Below are 18,762 nucleotides of genomic sequence, written 5' to 3'. Positions count from 1 at the left end.
GACATCACCTCGGAACGGCAAGCCGGCGCTCGACGACGCGCATCAGCGCGGCGAGCACGGAACAGGTAGCGACATAGAGGCCGGAGGCGACGATCCAGGTTTCGATGACGCGGAAGGTCTCGACGTTGATCTTCCGCGCCTCGAAGGTGAGTTCGGGAACCGCGATCGCGGCGGCGAGCGAGGTATCCTTGAACAGCGAGATGATCGTCGAGGAGAGCGACGGCAGGACGTTGCGCAGCATCAGCGGCGTGATGATCGAGACGCGGATCTGCATCGGCGTCAGGCCGATCGCAAGCCCCGCTTCCGTCAGGCCTTTCGGAATGGAGAGCAGGCCGGCCCGGAACACTTCGGCCAGATAAGCGCCGGAATAGATCGACAGCACCGCGATGAAGCTCTGGATCTTGCCGATCCTGATGCCGAGCTGCGGCAGCGCGAAGAAGGCGAAGAGAACGAGAACCAGGATCGGCAGATTGCGGATGATCGTGACGTAAAGCGCGGCGGGGCGCTGCAGCCATCCGCTTTTCGAGATGAGCGCAAAGGCGACGATGAGGCCGATCGCAGCACCGATGAGGATGGAGACGAAAGCCAGGCCGAGACTGAGCAGCAGGCCTTCGAGCAACTGGTCGAAGCTGCGCCAGACGGCGGCGAAATTGAGCGTATAACCCATGGCGCAATCCTGCAATCAAGGGTGAAGAACGGACGGAGGAAGACCTTCGGAGGGGGAGCTCCCCCGGAGGCCTTCTTCCGTCCCAGGCGACCTTACTTGTATTCGACGGGGAAGCCGATCTGGGGCGGCGTCAGATCCTTGCCGAACCAGGTCTTGAACGACTTGGCGTAGAAGTCGAATTCGACGCCGGTCATCGCCTCGTGCAGAGCCGTGTTGACGAAGTTCAGCCAGTCCTGATCGCCGCGCTTGACGCCGCAGGCATAGGTTTGCGGGTTCCAGCCATAGCCGGCGTCCTTATAGCGGCCGGGGTTCTGCGTCATGTACCAGGCGAGCGACGACTGGTCGGTCGCGACAGCATCGGCGCGGCCCGATTCCAGCGCCTGGTAGATCAGGTCGACGGATTCATACTGGTCGACGGTCGCCTCCGGCAGGGCCGCATGCACCATCGCCTCGGCATAAACGTTTTGCAGCACGGAAACCGTGACGGAGGAGCCGCCGGCCTTCAGCGCGGCATAATCGGCGTACTTGCCGTCGGACTTCAGCATCAGGCCGACACCCTCGCGATAGTAGGGGATGGTGAAGGCGATCTGCTGCGCGCGCTCGCCGGTGACGGTCATGAACTGGCAGGTGATATCAACCTTGTCGGTGGTGATGTTGGGAATGCGGGCATCGGAGGACTGGTTGACGAACTCGATCTTGTCGGGATCGCCGAACAGCGCCTTGGCGACGACGCGGCCCATGTCGACGTCGAAGCCCTGCAGCTTGTCATCCGCGCTCTTGAAGTGCCAGGGCGCATTGGTGCTGCCGGTGCCCATGACGAGATGGCCGCGAGCGAGCACTTCGTCGAGCTTGCTTTTCGCTTCCTGGGCGGCGGCGGGCATGGCGGAAAGAACGAGAGCGGTTGCCAGCGAAAGCGCGCTGGCGCGGAGCGAGACGGTCATGATGGTTCCCCTTGTTTGAACGCTCAGTTTGAGAATCCAATATAATGGACACGTGTCTTGTTTATTGGATTTGCATATCGAGCGGCATCGCCGATGACTTGTCAATAGGCAGGTTCAAGAAAAAGGCATGGCCGGTGAGCGGACGGGCCGCGCGGGCGGGAAGGGCGGGCCGCTACAACAAAGGGGGAATGAAATCTTCTGCAATCTTAACTGGACAGCCGCTTTGACTTGCCCCATACCCGGCCTATCTGCGAAAGAGGATAGACATCCGCGGAATGGCAGGGAGATCAAAGGGATGGCGCTGAAGGACGCGAAGGCCGGCATACGCAACGAGGCGGGGATATCGGCCGTGCTCGGCATTCTCAAGCAGAGCTTCGGCGAGCGCTTCCAGACCGGCCAGTCCTTCCGGGCGCAGCATGCCCATACGACCACCTACATACCCTCGCAGCTGCCCGACGGGGTGCTCTTTGCCGAGAGCGCTGAGGATGTGAAGGCGGCGGTCAAGGTTTGCGCTGCCCATAAAGTGCCGGTGATCGGCTTCGGCACCGGCTCCTCGCTGGAAGGTCAGGTCAATGCCGCAAGCGGCGGCATCTCGATCGATTTCAGCCGTATGAACAGGGTGCTCGCGGTCAATCCGGAAGACCTCGACTGCACGGTCGAGCCCGGCATCACGCGCGAGGAACTGAACGTCCATCTGCGCGATACCGGCCTGTTCTTTCCGATCGATCCCGGCGCCAATGCCTCGATCGGCGGCATGGCCTCGACGCGAGCCTCCGGCACCAATGCCGTGCGCTACGGGACGATGAAGGACAATGTGCTTGCCGTCACCGCGGTCACTGCCAATGGCGAGGAGATCCGCACCGCCCGGCGCGCCCGCAAATCGTCTGCCGGCTACGACCTGACGCGGCTCTTCGTGGGCGCCGAGGGGACACTCGGCATCCTGACCTCGGTGACGCTGCGCCTGCAGGCGATCCCGCAGAAGATCGCCGGCGGGGCCTGCGCCTTTTCGAGCGTCAAGGCCGCCTGCGACGCCGTCATCATGACGATCCAGATGGGCATTCCGGTGGCGCGCATCGAGCTGCTCGATACGGTGCAGATGCGGGCCTGCAACGCTTATTCCGGGCTTTCCTATGCCGAAAGCCCGACGCTCTTCCTCGAATTCCACGGCACCGACGAGACCGTGCCGCTGCAATCGGCGGCCTTTGCCGAGATCGCGGCCGAATGCGGCGGCGGTGAATTCCTCTGGACCGCCAATCCGGAGGAGCGGACGAAGCTCTGGAAGGCGCGCCACGACGCCTACTGGGCCTCGAGGGCGCTGGCGCCCGGGCTTGCCGCACTTTCGACCGATGTTTGTGTTCCGATATCGAGGCTTGCCGATTGCGTTTCCGAAACGCAGGCGGATATCGAGGAACACGGGCTGCTCGGCCCGATCGTCGGCCATGCCGGCGACGGGAACTTCCATGTGCTGCTGCTGTTCGACGACAAAAGCGCCGAAGACATCGCCAGGGCCGAGAGCTTCGTGGAGCGGCTCACCCGCCGGGCGCTCGACATGGACGGAACATGCACCGGGGAACATGGGGTCGGACAAGGCAAGATGGCGTTTCTGGAGCAGGAACTCGGAGGCGCGGTGGATCTGATGCGACAGGTGAAGCGGGCGCTCGATCCGGACGATATCTTCAATCCGGGCAAGATTTTCCACGGCGGCTGAAAACGGAACATTCTCATGAACTTGGGTCTTGCTCCCGGCATGAATAGCGCTAGAACAGGATTGGGATTTATGCCGGTCGGGCCTAAATCCCAATCCTGTTCTCAATTAAAGAGTTAGAGCATGATGTCCTCCGAAAACCGCGCACACTTTTCGGCATCATGCTCTAGTGTCGGCAATAGAATCCCGAACAGCATCGGAAACGAAATCCCGAACGGAGACTCCTTGCATTGGTAGGCCGGTTCCTCGTTTTTCTGGGGGGATTGATCGTCGTAGTGCTCTTCGTGGCGCTGCTTGCGCCGCTGTTCATCGACTGGACGGATTTCCGCAAGAATTTCGAGGATCAGGCAAGCCGCATCATCGGCAAGAAAGTCACGGTCTACGGCACGGTGGATGCGCGGCTCCTGCCGTTTCCGTCGGTGACGCTGCATGACGTGCGCGTCGGCCAGGAGGCGGACGGCACGCCGATCGTCAAGGTCGAGCAATTCTCCATGGATGCCGAGCTTGCGCCCTTCCTGTCGGGCGAGGCGCTGATCTTCGACATGCGCGTCGTCAATCCGAAGGTGCGGCTGAGATTGATGAAAGACGGCACGCTCGACTGGACGCGCGGCAGCCGCCCGGAAATTCCGGCAAAGACCGTCGTTCTGGAAAACGTGCATGTCAACGGCGGCGAGATCGAGTTCCTCGACGATCAGTCGGGCCGCGCGCGCCACATCACCGGCCTCAATGCGGAAATGTCGGCAAAATCGCTGGCCGGTCCCTGGCGCATCGAAGGCGATGCGGCGCTCGACGGCGACCACGGCAAATTTTCGATTTCCAGCAGCCAGCCGGACGAGAAGGGCGTGCTGCGCATGCGCACGAAGCTTTCGCCGGACAAGCACCCCGTCAGCATCGATCTCGACGGAGAGCTGAAGCTCGTCGACAGCAAGCCGAATTACCAGGGCCAGCTTTCGGCGGCGATCGAAAACCGCAACGGCTCCAAGCCGGCCAACAAGAACGAGCAGCCGCCGCGCGTCAAAGGCCGCTTCGAGCTGACCAACGAACGCATCCGCATCCCGGAATATCGCATGGAGATCGGCCCGACGGACGATCCCTACGTCATCACGGGCGAGGCGACTCTCGATACCGGCAATGAGCCGGAATTTCTGCTGACCGCCGACGGGCAGCAGATCGACGTCAACCGCATCGGCAATCAGGGCGAGTCCGGCAAGACGATGCGCGATCCGGCGGTTTCGGCGCGCCAGCGGCTGAACTCGCTGATCGATATCGTCGGCCAGGTGCCGATCCCGCAGGTGCCGGGCAAGGCAAGCGTCAAGCTGCCGGCGATCGTCGCCGGCGACACGACGCTGCGCGACGTGCAGCTGGAGCTCGAACCGGCCGGCACCGGCTGGATGATCGACAGCGCCGTCGGCACCCTACCGGGGCGCACGCAGGTGGAAGGCAAGGGCAAGCTCCTGCTGAAGGGTGAGCCCTCGTTCAACGGGCAGATCGTGCTGGCTTCCAGCCAGCCGACCGGGCTTGCCTCCTGGCTTGCCGGCTCGGTCGATCCGGCCATCCGGCAATTGCGGCAGGCGGGCTTTTCCGCCAATGTCAGCCTGACGCCTGAATTGCAGCGTTTCGAAAACCTCGAAGTCGCCATCGGGCCGGCAACGCTGAAGGGGCGGCTGGAGCGGCAGGCGATATCGGGCCAGACGCCGACGATGTCGGTGGCGCTGAACGGCGACACGCTCGATCTCGACGCGCTGCAGGCGCTGACCGGGCTGCTGACCGGCCAGGAGGCCGGCGACAACGTGCTCGACCACAAGATCGCCGCCCAGCTCAAGGCCGACAAGTTCACCGCCTTCGGCGTCGAGGCCGAGAATGTCGAAACCACTTTCACGATCGCGGATGGCGCGCTTGCCGTCGACCGGCTGTCGATCAAGAACATCGCGGGCGCGGAAGTGACGGCGACGGGCAGGGCGGAGGGCTCGCTGCTCGACTATAAGGGCGCGGGCGAAATCACCTTCAAATCGGCCGATCCCGGCGGCTTCTTCACCATGCTGCGCGAGCGCCTGCCGCATCATCCGGTGCTCGACCGGCTGGTGCGCAACGCCGGCTGGTACGGCAATACGGCGCTGCGCGGTGCGCTGACGCTCGGCGGCGACGAGGGCAATGCCCTGACGGTGACGCTTGCCGGCGTCTCCAACGGCAGCCGCGTCAATCTCGACTACCGCATGTCCGATCTGCTGGCGCTGACGGGCAGCGGCACGACGAGCCTGGAGGCGACGCTGGAAAATGCCGTGCCGTCGATCCTCTTCGGCCAGGCCGGGCTCGATCCGCTGCCGGTCGATGTCGGCGCCAACGGCCGCCTGACGCTGAAAGTTCAGGCATCGGACAACGACCCCGCCGACGCGGCGCTGACCTTCGCGACCGACCGGACTTCCTTTACCGCCAACGGCAAGGTCGATGTCCGGCCTGACAGTTTCATGAACGGGCAGCTCGCGCTTTCGCTAGACAGCGCCGATATCGATCCCTATCTCATCATGAACGGCATCGCCCTGCCGCAGACCGGGACGGGGCTGCCGTTCGGCCTGCAGGCCAAAGCCGCCGTCGACGGCGACAAGATCGTCCTTTCCGATCTCAAGGGCCATGCGGCCGACAATGATTTTTCAGGCGCGCTGACCTTCGATCGCAAGGCGGCGAAGACGACGGCGAAAGGCGAGCTGACGCTTGCCAAGGCGGATGCCGGCTGGCTCGGCGAAGCGGTGTTCGGCCAGATCGTCGATCCCGCCAGCGGTGCGCTGACGAAAGCGCCGCTCGGCCTGCCTATCTTCAAGGATCTCGACGTCAATGTGAAGCTTTCGGCGAAGGAGTTCTGGCCCGGCCTGCCGGAAACGGCCGTCTCCAATTTCACCAGCAACGTCGCCTACAAGGGCGACGAGCTGCAGCTCAACGACATGGCCGGCAACTGGGATGGCGGCAAGCTTTCCGGCAACCTGCTCTTCACCAATGCAGACGGCACCGGTTTCCTGCAGACGAAGCTGTCGCTTGCCGATTCCGATCTCGGCGGCGTCGTCTGGCTGCGCGACGGCGCGCCGATCGCCAACGGCAAGTTCGGCCTGTCGCTGTCGATGGAAGCCTCGGGCAAGACCATCGGCGAGATCGCAAGCTCGCTCAACGGCTCCGGGGAATTGAGGCTCGGCGACAGCAGCATACGCGGGCTGAACCTCGCCATCCTGCCGCCGCTGCTTGCCGCGACCGACCCGATGCAGGAGCAGATCAATGCCGGCAAGGTGCATCCGATCGTCGAGACGCTGCTCAGCAATGGCGAGGCGAAGCTGCCGCCGCTCGGCGTCCCCTTCAACATCACCGACGGAACGTTGCGGGTGCAGAACGTCGCCGTCGCCAACGACCTTGCCCGGATCACCGCCGACGCGCAGATCGCGCTGCCGGAAAAGCGGATTAGCGCGACGCTCGGCGTCGGGCTCAATCCGGGCACGGAAGCGCTTTCCGGCGCCGAACCGTCGCTCCGGCTGAATTTCTCCGGCATGCTCATGTCGCCCGGCAAGACGATGGATGTGACCGATATCACCAGCTATCTGTCGCTGCGCGCCTTCGAGCGCGAGCGCCGCCGCGTCGAGCGGCTGCAGGCGATCGTGCTCGAAAAGCAGCGGCTGCGCCGCGAGGCGGCGCTCTACCGCTTCAACGACGCCGAGCGCATCAAGGCGGCAGAGATGGAAAAGCAGCGGCAAGCGGAGGAAGAGCGTCTGCGCGCGCTGGCGCAGCAGGCGGCCGAAGACAAGGCTGCCGCCGAGGCTGAAGCCGCACGCGCGGCGGCGGAAGCTAAAGCCAAGACGGATGCCGAGGCGAGGGCGGCCGCCGAGGCGGAAGCGGCGCGGCGCGCCAGCCAGCTGCCGCCCGGTTCGCTCGATTTCGACCAGCTGCCGGGCGTTCAGGCGCAATAAGCGCGCGGCATGAGAATCTGATTCAGGTGCCAGGCTTCAAGTCTTTGATTTTTCGTCACTGCCGCCGGCCTTCGCCCAGGCGAGCACATGCAGCCGCAGCGCCGAGGACAGGTTGCTGCCGGCGGGGCGGTTGTCGTCGATCTCGGAAATCAGGGCGGCAAGCGGCATCGAACGGCTTGCCGCGATCACCTTCAGCTCGGCCCAGAACGCGTCTTCCAGCGAGAAGCTGGTGCGATGGCCGTGCAATGTCGCCGAATGTTTGCGGATCATGAGGCGGCATCTTCGCTGGCTGGTTCGGAGATCGATTCAGGGAAGTCGCGTAAGTCGCTGATCGCAGACTCCATTTCGGGCATCAGGCTTTGCCGGAGGGCTTCAGGCGCCGTCGTCATCCGTCTCGATCCGGCCGTCGCGATGGGCCTTGTCGGCCTTCTCGTTCAGCGCGCGGGTGAACTGTTTCTCGGTCTTGGTGCGGCCGAAGGAAATGCGGTTCTGTTCGGCCTGCTTCTCCTTTTCGGAGCGGGCCTGCTTCTTGCGGAACTGGCGGAGATTGACGATTTCGGCGCTCATGCGGTGCCTGGCTTCCTCAATGAAAAAGAGAGGCTTGGCCTCCCTTTGAAATCACTGCTTCTTGCGGAAGGAGTCGAGCGAGACGACGGAGCCCGGCTTCTTCTCCTCGCCGTCGGCGGGTTTCGCCGCCGCCTCATCGGGCTTTCCGGCCGCATCGACGGGATAGGCGGTGATTTCGCCGGAGGGCAGCTCCTCGCCATCGGCGAGCGGCACGTCGAATTCGAGTTCGAAATTGACGGAAGGGTCGTAGAAGCCGCGGATGGCGTTGAACGGGATGACCAGCTTCTCGGGAACGTCGGAGAAGGAGAGGCCGATCTCGAAATGCGTCTCGGTGATCTTCAGGTCCCAGAACTGGTGCTGGATGACGATGGTCATCTGCTCGGGATATTTGGACTTCAGGTGCTGGGAGATGCGCACGCCGGCCGCACCTGTCAGGAAGGTGATGAAGAAATGATGGTCGCCGGGCAGACGGCCCGTCGTTGCTACTTCCGCCAAAACCTTGCGGATGACGCCGCGAAGTGCATCCTGCGCCAGAATGTCGTAGCGGATATGATCCTGCCCCATGCTTTTCCTGTCTTTCGTCGGTTCTGAAGTCTTTTCACAAGGTATATGGCACGTTCAGGCGCCTTGGGAAAGTCCGGAGCCGAGTCACGCTATAGATCAGCATACATGATTTCAGTCTGAGGGAGAAGGTGAAGGCTTCTGTTGCCAGGTGCCTTCGGACCCCGCCTAGAGGTGCGAACCACTAGGACTTTGATTGAAGTGTCACACCGCGATTAAGCAGCGAGACGAGCTTCCGCATAGTTGTCGTTTGCAACTACAATTTTAGCCCGATAACGGCGGTACAATGCCGAGCAAAAAGACGATCTTTACACCCTTGTCGATCCTGTTTCGCCCCCATCAAAAGCCGGCCTTCAGGGCCGCCGGTTTTTGGTGGAGGCGCCGGGTACCGCCCCCGGGTCCAATAGGTTTATTACACCGCTCGTTTATCGCCATAGCCGGCCCGAAAGCCAGCAGGGTTGATATAGTGATTTCCTCTGCCCAAGGAAAGGGCAAACGTCACAAAAGCTTTATCTCCACCGGCAGAATTTGCGGGAAAACGCATGGGGGTGCTGGCTTCCCGCCGCCGAAGACTTAAAATTGAGAGAAACGGAATCAGCGCGACATGAAGCAATATCTCGATCTCCTCGCCCATGTGATGGAAAAGGGCTCCGACCGGGGCGACCGCACCGGCACCGGCACGCGCTCGGTCTTCGGCTATCAGATGCGCTTCGACCTCGAAGAGGGCTTTCCCGTCCTCACCACCAAGAAGCTGCATCTGCGCTCGATCATTCACGAGCTGCTGTGGTTCCTGAAGGGCGAGACGAATATCGGCTACCTCAAGGAGAACGGCGTTTCCATCTGGGACGAATGGGCCGATGAAAACGGCGATCTCGGCCCGGTCTACGGTGCTCAGTGGCGTTCCTGGCCGGCGCCTGACGGCGGCCACATCGACCAGATCTCCAATCTCGTCAAAGGCATCGTCAACAATCCCAATTCGCGCCGCCACATCGTCTCGGCCTGGAACCCGGCCGAGGTGGACCAGATGGCGCTGCCGCCTTGCCATTGCCTGTTCCAGTTCTACGTGGCCGACGGCAAGCTCTCCTGCCAGCTCTACCAGCGCTCGGCCGACATCTTCCTCGGCGTGCCGTTCAACATCGCTTCTTACGCGCTTCTGACGATGATGGTGGCTCAGGTGACCGGGCTCAAACCCGGCGATTTCGTCCACACGCTCGGCGACGCACATCTCTACCACAACCATTTCGACCAGGCGAAGCTGCAGCTTTCGCGCCAGCCGAAGCCGCTGCCTTCCATGAGCATCAACCCCGATGTGAAGGATATCTTCGGGTTCAAGTTCGAGGATTTCGAGCTGGAAGGTTACGATCCGGAAGCGCATATCAAAGCGCCAGTCGCAAAATGATTTTGAAGCGGCGTCAGCCCCGAATTTTCGTCGGTTCATCCACCGAAGGCCTCTCTGTCGCTTATGCTCTTCAGGAGGCCTTGGACTATGATGCTGAAGTAACCGTCTGGAACCAGGGGCTATTTAGGCCCAGCGACCTTGTTCTGTCGAAGCTTCTGGCTTCACTTAACGATTTCGATTTCGCTATCTTCGTTTTCACAGCCGACGATCTGAGCGAAATACGTGGTCAGAAATATTCGACTGCTCGCGACAACGTCATATTCGAGCTCGGATTGTTTCTAGGGCGGCTGGGTCTGGATCGGTGTTTTTTCATCGCTCCACGGCATACAAAGGATCTCCATCTCCCGACAGACCTGCTCGGTATCGTGCCGCTGACGTATAATAACGAAAGAAGTGACGGGCTGCTTGTCGCGGCCGTCGGCGCCGCCTGCAATCAGATCCGCGCTGCGATGCGTCTGCTCGGAGCGGATCTGCAGGAACCGCGCAGGGCAGCAGGCACAGACGGCGGGATATTCACGCAAGTCACTCTCGATGATTATATCCGGATCTGGGACAATGATCTGAATGCTTCGAGGACTCGCATTAGAAATATCGATAGTGATCCACGAAGCGAGGAGTTTCAGGCTGCACTGACCGATGTCGCGAAGGTCTACGCCTTTCTCGAAAGTCTTTCCGATAGGATACTTGCGCAGGCCGTCGACGAGATCGCCGCGCGGCAGAAATTTCGTGAGGCAGTGCTGTCGTTCTGGCCGTTTTATGGATTGTCCGTCGTCCCGCCAGGCTCGGCGGATGCTGACGATTATTGGCGCGAGCTACCTAAGCTCGGTTTGCTCTATGCAAGATGGAAATGAGCGTGCGATGAATTCAGATATTCGCAAGACCATCATCGTCGCCGTTTCCCGCAACGGCATCATCGGCCGCGACGGCGATATGCCCTGGCGGCTTTCGAGCGATCTCAAGCGTTTCAAGGCGCTGACGCTGGGCAAGCCCGTGGTGATGGGCCGCAAGACCTATGAGTCGATCGGCAAGCCGCTGCCGGGGCGGCCGAACATCGTCATCTCAAGGCAGGTGGTGATCGATAGCCCCGATGTCGACATGGCGCAGTCGCTGCCCGAGGCCTTGACGATCGCCGAAAGGCTGGCAGGCGAAACCGGGGCCGGCGAGATCTGCATCGTCGGCGGCGGGCAGGTCTATGCGCAGGCGATCGGCCTTGCCGACCGGATGTGCGTCACGCATGTCGAAGCCGACCTCGAAGGGGATGCGGCGTTTCCGGCGATTGATCCCGCCATCTGGCAGGCGGGGGAGGCGCTCGCCGTGCCGGCCGGCGAAAAGGACAGCTATGCCACGCGTTACGTCGTCTACGAACGCCGGCGCGCCTGAAAATGAACTATTTTCCAATTAAATTGACCAAGTTTCTCACGCTGCGTTGAAAGCCGGTGCGGCGATACCTATAACGGTCGCAACGCATCCGCCGGTCGGTCCCCCACGGTCCCGGATGCGGGGAAGACTTAACGAACAACGAGGTTTTGATGCCCTGGAGCAATCAGAATGGCGGCGGCGGCCCTTGGGGCGGCGGCGGCGGTAATAATCAGGGACCATGGGGCCAGGGGCCGAACCGCCCGCGCGGCGGTGGCGGCGGCAAGGGCGGACCGCCCGACCTGGAAGATATCATCCGGCGCGGCCAGGATCAGCTGCGCAACATCGTGCCCGGCGGTTTCAACGGCGGCGTCGCCGTGATCGTGCTGGCGATCGTCGCGGTCTTCTGGCTGATCCAGTGCGTCTACACCGTCCAGCCGGACGAACGCGGCGTCGAGCTGCGCTTCGGCAAGCCGCGCGAAACGGTATCGATGCCGGGCCTGCATTTCCATTTCTGGCCGATGGATACGGTCGAGATCGTCAAGGTCACCGAGCAGCTGCTGAATGTCGGCGGCACGCAGGGCAGCAGCAACACGGCCGGCGGCCTGATGCTGTCGGGCGACCAGAACATCCTCAACGTCCGTTTCAACGTGCTCTATCAGATCAGCGATGCGCGCGCCTATCTCTTCAATGTCGAAAGCCCGGCGCAGACGCTGCAGCAGGTTTCCGAAAGCGCGATGCGCGAAGTGGTCGGCCGCCGCCCGGCGCAGGATGCGTTCCGCGACCGGCGCCTGGAGATCGCCAGCGAAGTCGCCAACATCATCCAGGATACGATGTCGCGTTATAATTCCGGCATTTCGGTCAACAAGGTGACGATCGAAGACGTGGCGCCGCCGCGTGAAGTGGCCGACGCCTTCCAGGAAGTGCAGCGCGCCGACCAGGACAAGCAGCGCCTGGTGGAAGAAGCCAACCAGTACGCCAACCAGAAACTCGGCCAGGCGCGCGGTGACGGCGCCCGCATCCGCGAAGACGCAGCCGCCTACAAGGACCGTGTCGTCAAGGAAGCGGAAGGTGAGGCCCAGCGCTTCATCGCCATCGACGAACAATATTCGAAGGCGCCCGACGTCACCCGCAAGCGGTTGTTCCTGGAAACGATGGAACAGGTGCTCAAGAATTCCAAGAAGGTCATCATCGAAGAGAAGCAGGGGGTCGTGCCCTATCTGCCGCTTAACGAGATCGCCAGACCGTCGCAGCAGGGAGGTTGAGCCATGACTTCGAACAGGCTTCCCGTCATTCTCATCATCCTCGCCGTCATATTGGTCGGGCTTTATTCGTCGATTTTCGTGGTCAATGCCCGCGAACAGGCGATCGTCGTGCGCTTCGGTGAGATCCAGTCGGTCAAGACCGAGCCCGGCATCTATTTCAAGCTGCCGTTCAGCTTCATGGACGCCGATCGCGTCCAGCTCGTCGAAAAGCAGAAGCTGCGTCTCGACCTCGACAATATCCAGGTGCAGGTCAAGGGCGGCGCGACCTTCGATGTCGACGCCTTCGTGATCTATTCGATCAACGATGCCCGCCGCTTCCGCGAAACCGTTTCCGGCGATCGCGATGCGGCCGAAGCGCGGCTGCGCACCCGTCTGGATTCGGCCTTGCGCCGGGTCTACGGTCTGCGTGAATTCGATGCCGCCCTTTCCGACGAACGCGTGTCGATGATGCTCGAAGTGCGTGACGACTTGCGTCCCGATGCTGAGCTTCTCGGCCTCAACATCGAGGACGTGCGCATCCGCCGTACCGATCTGACGGCCGATGTGGCGCCGAACACCTATAACCGCATGCGCTCCGAGCGCCTGGCCGAAGCCGAATTGCTGCGCGCCCAGGGCACGGAAGACGGCCTGCGGCGGCGGGCGGTCGCCGACCGCCAGGTGGTCGAGATCACCGCGGATGCCCAGCGCGATGCGGAAATCCTACGCGGTCAGGGTGACGCCGAGCGCAACCGCATCTTCGCCGAGGCCTTCTCCAAGAACCCCGACTTCTTCGAGTTCTATCGCTCGATGGCGGCCTATTCCGCGGCGCTTTCTTCGCAGGATACGACGCTGGTTCTGTCGCCCAATTCGGAATTCTTCCGCTATTTCGACAGCGCCGCCGGCACCCTGCAGCCGCCGGCAAATCCCGCCGCGCCGGCTCCCGCAGCCCCGGCCAACTGACGGGAAGGGTGCACTCCGCATCTCATACAATCTGGAAGGGCCGGCCCGAGCGCCGGCCCTTTTTTCGTGGAATGATTGCGTTCGTCCGGCTTTTGCGAGGAGGCGTCAGATTGCACGGGGATTTCGCGAAAAGGTGATTTCACCCTCCATCATTCCGCCTTATGCTGGTGCTCAATGTGCGCATTTACCCCTTATGAGGAAGCTTGATGGCCCCCACGACTCGCTCGCCCTTCAGACGAACGCTCGCGCTATTGGCCAGCGCCGCAATCCTGGCTCAAGCCGGCGTGAGCGGGATTGCCTATGCGCAGACCGCGCCTGATGCGGCCGCACCCGGGGTTGCCACGCCTGCGCCTCCCGTTGCCACTCCGACGGCCCCGGCGCCTGCCGCGCCGCAGACCCCACCGATCCAGGCCCCATCGATCCACGTTGGCGTGCCCAACAACGGCCCGGCATCGGTCGCCGATCTCGCCGAAGGCCTGCTCGATGCCGTCGTCAACATCTCGACCTCGCAGAACGTGAAGGACGACGAGGGCGTCGGCCCGGCGCCGCGCGCCCCCGACGGATCGCCGTTCCAGGAATTCTTCAACGATTTCTTCGACAAGAAGCAGGGCAACAAGGGCGGCAACCACAATGTCAGCTCGCTCGGCTCCGGCTTCGTCATCGATCCCACAGGCTATATCGTCACCAACAATCACGTGATCGAGGGCGCCGACGACATCGAGGTCAATTTCGCCAACGGCTCCAAACTCAAGGCGAAGCTGATCGGCACGGATACGAAGACCGATCTTTCCGTGTTGAAGGTCGAGCCGAAAACGCCGCTGAAATCGGTGAGGTTCGGCGATTCCAGCGAGATGCGCATCGGCGACTGGGTGATGGCGATCGGCAATCCGTTCGGCTTCGGCGGTTCGGTGACGGTCGGCATCATTTCCGGGCGCGGCCGCAACATCAATGCCGGCCCCTACGACAATTTCATCCAGACGGATGCGGCGATCAACAAGGGCAATTCCGGCGGGCCGCTCTTCAACATGAAGGGTGAGGTGATCGGCATCAACACGGCGATCATCTCGCCGAGCGGCGGCTCGATCGGCATCGGCTTCTCGGTGCCGTCGGAGCTTGCCTCCGGCGTCGTCGAGCAGCTGCGCCAATATGGCGAGACGCGGCGCGGCTGGCTCGGCGTGCGCATCCAGCCGGTGACCGACGATATCGCCGACAGCCTTGGGCTGGACACGGCCAAGGGCGCGCTCGTCGCCGGCGTCATCAAGGGCGGACCGGTCGACGACGGCTCGATCAAGGCGGGCGACGTCATCCTGAAATTCGACGGCAAGACCGTCAACGAGATGCGCGACCTGCCGCGCGTGGTGGCCGAAAGCGCCGTCGGCAAGCAGGTCGACGTCGTCGTGCTGCGCGACGGCAAGGAGCAGACCGTCAAGGTGACGCTCGGCCGGCTCGAAGACAGTGACCAGGCGGCGGCATCGAACGATGCCAACCCGGATGGTTCGCAGGATGGCGTGATCACGCCGGATCCTGACGAGAACGACGACATGGACCAGCCGGATACGGGCGACCAGGTTCAGCCGGCGCCAGGAGCGCCCGACCAGCACCAGGGCCAAGGTCAGGATCAGGCGGCGCCGGATGCGGCAACGCCGAAGAACGTGCTCGGCCTGTCGTTGTCGCTGCTCAGCCCCGAGACGCGCAAGGCCTTCGGCATCGCCGAAAGCGTCGACGGCGTCGTCGTCACCGAGGTGACGCCCGGCTCCGCCTCGGCCGAAAAGGGACTGAAGCCCGGCGACGTGATCGTCGAGGTGGCGCAGGAGTTCATGAAATCGCCGGACGCGGTGGCCTCCAAGGTGCAGGCGCTGAAACGCGAAGGCCGACGCAATGCGCAACTGATGATCGCTTCTGCCAATGGCGATCTGCGGTTCGTGGCAGTGCCGATGGAGTGAGGGCGCTATTGTGGTGATGGATACCGCCGTGGTGTCCACCCTGCTCATGGCTGTGACATCTCCGCGCAAAGCCTGAGGGCATATTTATAACGAGGAGAGGGTATGCCGTGTGGCACCCCCCTCTGTCCTGCCGGACATCTCCCCCACAAGGAGGGAGATCGGCTGGGCGCGACGGCTTCCCCAAACAACCAAGCGCTGTGATCGTCGATGCCGGCAGAGACGGAGCGATGGTCCAGCTCCCAGCCAATCTCCACCCTTGTGGGGGAGATGTCCGGCAGGACAGAGGGGGGTGCCCCGGACGCTGTCGGTGCAGCGGGATGGAGAGGATGCCGAGCCGTCTTTCGAGGCTATTTACCAGGCCTATGAAGCTTACCCTTCCGCGCAAGCCGCCAACGATCACCCTCGATTTCAGGAATGTCGCTGGTATCGATTTCCTTGTCCGGAAGAGCGTTGAGCGCGCGAAGTTCGGCCAGTTGTTCGTTTGTCAACGGTTGCTTGCCCATATGTCCCCCTGGCGCAATATCGCCGTCAACCCATCACAAAATCCGTCTTCCGATAGCCCTGGATATAGAGCAGCGCCGTCAGATCGGCGTGGTTGATGCGCATCTGCGCCTGGGCGGCGACGGTGGGTTTGGCGTGGAGGGCGACGCCGGAGCCGGCGAGTTGCAGCATGCCGAGATCGTTGGCGCCGTCGCCGACGGCGATTGCCTCTTGCGGCGAAATGCCGAGGCGTTCTGAAATCTCGTTCAGCGCATCCACCTTCGCTTGCTTGCCGAGGATCGGTTCGGCGACGAAGCCGGAGAGGATGCCGCCCTCTTCGAGCAGCGTGTTGGCGTGGTTCTCGTCGAAGCCGAGGGTGGCGGCGATGCGGCTGGTAAAGACAGTGAAGCCGCCGGAGACGAGGGCGGTGTAGTGGCCCTTCGCCTTCATGGTGGCGATGAGTTCCGGACCGCCCGGGGTCAGCGTGATGCGCTTGGCGATGACCTCGTCGACGACCGAGATCGGCAGGCCCTTCAAGAGGGCGACACGCTCGCGCAGCGCCGGCTCGAAGGCGATCTCGCCATTCATGGCGCGGGCGGTGATGTCCGCGACCTTCTCCTTCAGGCCGACTTCGGCGGCGAGTTCGTCGATGCATTCCTGGCCGATCATCGTCGAATCCATGTCGGCGATCAAAAGCTTCTTGCGGCGGCTGTCCTGCTCCTGGATGACGAGATCGATCGGCGCGCCTGATATGACGGCCAGCAGGTTGGCCTCGGCCGCTTGCGCATCCGTGCCGTCGCGCAGCGCGATGTCGCAGGCAACGCCGTCGGCCAGCCAGTAGAGGCCGGACGCTTCCACGGCCTTGGCCGCCTGTTCGGCGATGCCTGATGTCAGGACAGGATTTGACGGATTGGCAACAAGCGTGGCAACGAGGGCCATGATGGAAAACCTTCTGAGCATAGAGAACGCGATCCTGATAACCGGGCCGACCGCCAGCGGCAAGTCCGCGCTCGCCGTCGAATTGGCGAAGCGTCACAACGGCGCGGTGATCAACGCCGACAGCATGCAGGTCTACGACACGCTGCGGGTGCTGACCGCGCGCCCGTTGGAAGAGGAGATGCAGGGCGTGCCGCATCATCTCTACGGCCATGTGCCGGCGGGAGCGGCCTATTCCACAGGCGCCTGGCTGCGGGATGTGACGGCGCTTCTGCCGCAGCTCAGGGCCGCCGGGCAGCTGCCGGTCTTCGTCGGCGGCACCGGGCTTTACTTCAAGGCGCTGACCGGCGGTCTCTCCGACATGCCTGACATTCCCGAGGCGCTGCGGGATGAATTGCGCACGCGGCTCGTAGAAGAGGGGCCGGAGGCGCTCTATGCCGAGCTATCCCAGGCCGATCCCGCCATGGCGGCAAGCCTCAACCGCCAGGACGGCCAGCGCATCGTCCGGGCGCTGGAGGTAATGAAGGCGACGGGACAGTCGATCGCCGATTTCCAGGGCCGGTCCGGCCCCGTGGTGATCGATGCCGATGAAGCGCGCAAGATCGTCGTGCTGCCGGATCGGGCGGTGCTGCATGCCCGCATCAACGGCCGTTTCGAAAAGATGCTGCAACAAGGCGCGGAAGACGAGGTGAGAGCGCTTCTGGCCCTCAACCTGCCTGCCGAGGCGCCTGTCATGAAGGCGATCGGTGTCTCGCAGGTCGCCGCCATGCTGAAGGGCGAGATGACGCGCGAGGACGTGCTGGAGAAGGGTGCTGCGGCAACGCGGCAATATGCCAAGCGGCAGATGACATGGTTTCGCAACCAGATGGACGAAAGCTGGGAGCGGCTGGCCGTTTAGAACAGGGCTGGTGGCCGTCTGCGAAAACGCAACCAGATCCGCATGAAATCAGCTATCATTCCACGCTTCCGGGCGAGGAGGGCGCCATGCTGATCAAGGGAGAACGCAGCTTCATCGTGCAAGATATGGGCGGCTTCGTCATTCGCATCAACATGCCGGGATGGCTGAAGCCGAAGCCGAGCGATCACGGGCATGGCGCGCTTGCCATGGTGGTCGAATCCTTCCTTGATCCGGGGCGGCTCATCGCGATGCATGAGCACCGCAACGATGAAACCATCTCCTGGGTGCCTGAGGGCGTCATGCGCCACGACGACAAGATGACCGGCCGCCTGGTGACGGATGGCGGGCATCTGATGGTAATGAATGCCGGGCGCAGTTTCTGGCACTCCGAGGAGACGTTCCCGTCCGATCCGCCTCTCCGCATGCTGCAGATCATCGTGCGGCCGAATGCGATCGATCTCGAACCAAGAGTTCAACACGGGCCGATATCGCCGGCGGCGGCGAACAGCTGGAGACATCTGGTCGGGCCGGAAGGGGACGACGCTCCCTTCAGCGTCCGCAATGCCGTCGATTTCTTCGATATCCGGCTGGAACCAGGCGCTCAGGTCGAATTTCCGCATCGGCCTGAGCGGGATCTCTATTTCTACGTCTTCACCGGATCGGTCATGGTCGATGGGCAGATCTTCGGCGAGGCGGAGCAGGGCCTGCTGCTCCAGGATCGGCGATTGACGGTCGAGGCGAGGTCCCCCAGCATGATGGTCGCAATCCTGCTGGACCCGAAGGCCCCGATCACGAAGCAAGGTACGGTCGGCGATCACAGGAAGATCCCGCCTCCAGCCATAGCCCGTCTCCTGAAACGTTGGATGCAGCTGCGGCGCCTGTGGCGGAACTATGGAAAGCGTTCTGTCTAAAGCGTGTCGCGATCTTTCAGATTCGCTTGCCACGCTTTAAGTCTTTGGTTTGCGCATGTCTTTGCCGCAAAACATGGGGTAATCGCGGCGCGATCACCCCATGTCATATTTATCAGATGATGGCTGGCTGGGGTGGTTGCCCCCGGTAAGATGGCAATACGGGCTCACGATAGGAACCGGGCCCAAACATCGAATGGAGGCAACCATGGACCAATATATCGGGCTTGATGTTTCATTGATGTTTCATTGA

17 protein-coding genes and 1 other RNA gene are annotated in these 18,762 nt (G+C 62.5%); 10 read left to right on the top strand and 8 right to left on the bottom strand.

What is annotated here, in order from left to right:
• Positions 1–4: 4 nt before the first annotated feature.
• A complete protein-coding gene (locus tag QD408_RS09565) occupies positions 5–667 on the bottom strand; it encodes an amino acid ABC transporter permease (RefSeq protein WP_414139137.1) in 663 nt (220 codons plus the stop codon).
• Between the two features lie 92 nt (positions 668–759).
• A complete protein-coding gene (locus tag QD408_RS09560) occupies positions 760–1,608 on the bottom strand; it encodes a transporter substrate-binding domain-containing protein (RefSeq protein WP_414139136.1) in 849 nt (282 codons plus the stop codon).
• Positions 1,609–1,903: 295 nt separating this feature from the next.
• Between QD408_RS09560 and QD408_RS09555 the strand changes: the two genes are divergently transcribed.
• Together QD408_RS09555 and QD408_RS09550 are read left to right on the top strand one after the other, a co-directional pair.
• Entirely contained in the window at positions 1,904–3,316 is a 1,413-nt protein-coding gene (locus QD408_RS09555) for an FAD-binding oxidoreductase (RefSeq protein ID WP_414139135.1), read from the top strand.
• Between the two features lie 227 nt (positions 3,317–3,543).
• On the top strand, positions 3,544–7,257 hold the full coding sequence (locus QD408_RS09550; protein ID WP_414139134.1) for an AsmA-like C-terminal region-containing protein: 3,714 nt from the start codon (positions 3,544–3,546) through the stop codon (positions 7,255–7,257).
• A 36-nt stretch (positions 7,258–7,293) separates the two neighbouring features.
• Here the strand turns inward: QD408_RS09550 and QD408_RS09545 are convergent, their stop codons facing one another.
• The 4 genes from QD408_RS09545 to ssrA all read right to left on the bottom strand — a co-directional run bounded on the left by QD408_RS09545 (position 7,294) and on the right by ssrA (position 8,878).
• Positions 7,294–7,527 (bottom strand): ribbon-helix-helix domain-containing protein, encoded by a 234-nt coding sequence (locus QD408_RS09545; RefSeq protein ID WP_414139133.1) that lies wholly within the window; start codon positions 7,525–7,527, stop codon positions 7,294–7,296.
• A gap of 102 nt (positions 7,528–7,629) precedes the next feature.
• Positions 7,630–7,824 (bottom strand): DUF4169 family protein, encoded by a 195-nt coding sequence (locus QD408_RS09540; protein ID WP_414139132.1) that lies wholly within the window; start codon positions 7,822–7,824, stop codon positions 7,630–7,632.
• Between the two features lie 51 nt (positions 7,825–7,875).
• On the bottom strand, positions 7,876–8,388 hold the full coding sequence (locus QD408_RS09535; protein ID WP_088681395.1) for an SspB family protein: 513 nt from the start codon (positions 8,386–8,388) through the stop codon (positions 7,876–7,878).
• Positions 8,389–8,515: 127 nt separating this feature from the next.
• Positions 8,516–8,878: a transfer-messenger RNA gene (gene ssrA / locus QD408_RS09530) on the bottom strand.
• 111 nt (positions 8,879–8,989) lie between these two features.
• On the opposite strand from ssrA, the gene QD408_RS09525 reads away from it, so the two are divergent.
• The 6 genes from QD408_RS09525 to QD408_RS09500 all read left to right on the top strand — a co-directional run bounded on the left by QD408_RS09525 (position 8,990) and on the right by QD408_RS09500 (position 15,287).
• Entirely contained in the window at positions 8,990–9,784 is a 795-nt protein-coding gene (locus tag QD408_RS09525; protein WP_414139131.1) for a thymidylate synthase, read from the top strand.
• Positions 9,781–10,635: a nucleotide-binding protein gene (locus tag QD408_RS09520; RefSeq protein WP_414139130.1), complete on the top strand. Its 855-nt coding sequence runs from the start codon at positions 9,781–9,783 to the stop codon at positions 10,633–10,635. Before QD408_RS09525 ends, QD408_RS09520 begins: the two co-directional genes overlap by 4 nt.
• 7 nt (positions 10,636–10,642) lie before the next feature.
• Positions 10,643–11,164, top strand: a complete 522-nt coding sequence (locus tag QD408_RS09515) for a dihydrofolate reductase (RefSeq protein WP_414139129.1) — start codon at positions 10,643–10,645, stop codon at positions 11,162–11,164.
• Positions 11,165–11,313: 149 nt separating this feature from the next.
• Complete coding sequence (gene hflK / locus QD408_RS09510) at positions 11,314–12,405, top strand: FtsH protease activity modulator HflK (protein ID WP_414139128.1); 1,092 nt, start codon at positions 11,314–11,316, stop codon at positions 12,403–12,405.
• A 3-nt stretch (positions 12,406–12,408) separates the two neighbouring features.
• Complete coding sequence (gene hflC / locus QD408_RS09505) at positions 12,409–13,344, top strand: protease modulator HflC (RefSeq protein WP_414139127.1); 936 nt, start codon at positions 12,409–12,411, stop codon at positions 13,342–13,344.
• A 206-nt stretch (positions 13,345–13,550) separates the two neighbouring features.
• Positions 13,551–15,287 carry a Do family serine endopeptidase gene (locus QD408_RS09500; RefSeq protein ID WP_414139126.1) on the top strand — a complete coding sequence of 579 codons (1,737 nt, stop codon included), beginning with the start codon at positions 13,551–13,553 and terminating at the stop codon, positions 15,285–15,287.
• 347 nt (positions 15,288–15,634) lie between these two features.
• On the opposite strand, the gene QD408_RS09495 is transcribed toward QD408_RS09500, so the two are convergent.
• Both QD408_RS09495 and serB read right to left on the bottom strand, forming a co-directional pair.
• Positions 15,635–15,790 (bottom strand): hypothetical protein, encoded by a 156-nt coding sequence (locus QD408_RS09495; RefSeq protein WP_414139125.1) that lies wholly within the window; start codon positions 15,788–15,790, stop codon positions 15,635–15,637.
• Positions 15,791–15,815: 25 nt separating this feature from the next.
• Positions 15,816–16,706 carry a phosphoserine phosphatase SerB gene (gene serB, locus QD408_RS09490; RefSeq protein ID WP_414139124.1) on the bottom strand — a complete coding sequence of 297 codons (891 nt, stop codon included), beginning with the start codon at positions 16,704–16,706 and terminating at the stop codon, positions 15,816–15,818.
• Here serB and miaA point away from each other — a divergent pair.
• Positions 16,705–17,601, top strand: a complete 897-nt coding sequence (gene miaA / locus QD408_RS09485; protein ID WP_414139123.1) for a tRNA (adenosine(37)-N6)-dimethylallyltransferase MiaA — start codon at positions 16,705–16,707, stop codon at positions 17,599–17,601. The two genes, serB and miaA, sit on opposite strands and share 2 nt — an antisense overlap.
• Positions 17,602–17,687: 86 nt before the next feature.
• Positions 17,688–18,512 carry a pirin family protein gene (locus QD408_RS09480; RefSeq protein WP_088681404.1) on the top strand — a complete coding sequence of 275 codons (825 nt, stop codon included), beginning with the start codon at positions 17,688–17,690 and terminating at the stop codon, positions 18,510–18,512.
• The last annotated feature ends 250 nt before the right edge of the window (positions 18,513–18,762 follow it).

The sequence above is a fragment of the Rhizobium sp. BR 249 genome, from assembly GCF_047445895.1.
Lineage (GTDB): Bacteria > Pseudomonadota > Alphaproteobacteria > Rhizobiales > Rhizobiaceae > Rhizobium.
Note: the sequence above shows the minus strand (reverse complement) of the source record. Positions and strands in the feature narration are given on the sequence as shown.